This is a genomic window from Zoogloea sp. 1C4, assembly GCF_009469605.1.
Classification (GTDB): Bacteria; Pseudomonadota; Gammaproteobacteria; order Burkholderiales; family Rhodocyclaceae; genus Zoogloea; species Zoogloea oryzae.
Genome location: NZ_SSXU01000088.1, coordinates 410 through 1,681, shown reverse-complemented (window position 1 = coordinate 1,681; position 1,272 = coordinate 410). Strand labels below are relative to the sequence as shown.

1 protein-coding gene is annotated in these 1,272 nt (G+C 66.0%); it reads right to left on the bottom strand.

Annotation, left to right across the window (positions count from 1 at the left end; translation table 11 throughout):
• Nucleotides 1-357: 357 nt before the first annotated feature.
• Nucleotides 358-1,272 (bottom strand): IS110 family transposase (locus tag GH681_RS22940; protein WP_228112056.1); only part of this gene is annotated, 915 nt, incomplete at its 5' end.

Genomic DNA, 1,272 nt, shown 5'->3' with positions numbered 1-1,272 from the left:
ATCGCGGATCCGACACTCCGCAGGAGCGGGCTCGACCGCGACCTGTGCGGTGCCGGTCATCTGCAGTCGCGGTCAAGCCCGCTTATATGGACGCCTCCCGGTTTGGCAAGTGAAGTTTGCATTTGACGCTTGAGGATCTGGCTGCAGTCTTATATCCGGCCTGTTGTGCAGACCCGATGTCTGCTGGCCCTGATGGAATTCGCTGGGGAAGGCCTCATCTCCTACGCGTCCTCGAAGGACAAGCGGGCTTGCAGGCTGATTTCCCCACGGTCCGACCTCTTACGCCATCATGCTTGCCTCAACCTGCGCAACCTTGGACGATCAACTCTGGGTTCGTGCTCCTGGCGCTGCTCGAGGTCACGCCAGTCCTTCTGCATAACGCCTTTTCTCGTAACACCGCCCGTAGGCCAGCAGGGCCCAGGCGGTGCGTGCCATCTTGTTGGCCAGGGCCACGACGACGGCGTTGATCGGTCTGCGTGCCAGCAGCCCGTCGATCCACGGATCGCGTTCCTTGGCGTGGGCGATGACCGCGCGTGCGCCATGGATCAGCAACTTGCGTAGGTACACGTCGCCCCGCTTGCTGATGCCCAGTAGCTTCACCCTGCCGCCGGTGCCGCTTTGTCGAGGCACCAGGCCGAGGAAGGCAGCGAACTCGCGCCCGCTGCTGAAGACCTTGGCATCGCCGATTGTGGCCACCGCGGCGGTGGCCGTGAGCACGCCCACACCGGGGATCTGCATCAGGCGCCGGGCGGCCTCGTCTTCCTTGCGCCACGCGGCCAGCTTGCGCTCGATCTCCTCGATGTCCCGGGTGAGCGTGTCGATGCGCGCCCGCTGCGCCTGGAGCGCCTCGAGCACCAGCGCCGGCAAGCTGTCTTCGAGTTGCGCCAGCGCTGGTGCCACCTCGGCCAGGCCCTTTTGCCGGCCGGCCGGCAAATTCACCCCGAACGCGTAGAGCAAGCCGCGCAACTGGTTGATCTGCATCGTGCGCATCTTCACCAACTGTTCGCGCATCCGGTGCAGCATCAGCACCGCCTGCTGCTGCTCGCTCTTGACCGCCACGAAGCGCCGCTCGGGGCGCTGCGCCGCTTCCCAGATCGCCTGGGCGTCGGCCGCGTCGGTCTTGTTGCTGCGCACGAACGGGCGCACGAACTTGGGCGCGATCAGTCGCACCTCGTGACCCAACCCGATCAGCCTGCGGGCCCAGTAATGCGCGCTGCCCCACGCCTCCATCGCAACCCCCGAGGCGCGGCGCCGAGCAAAACACGTCACGCT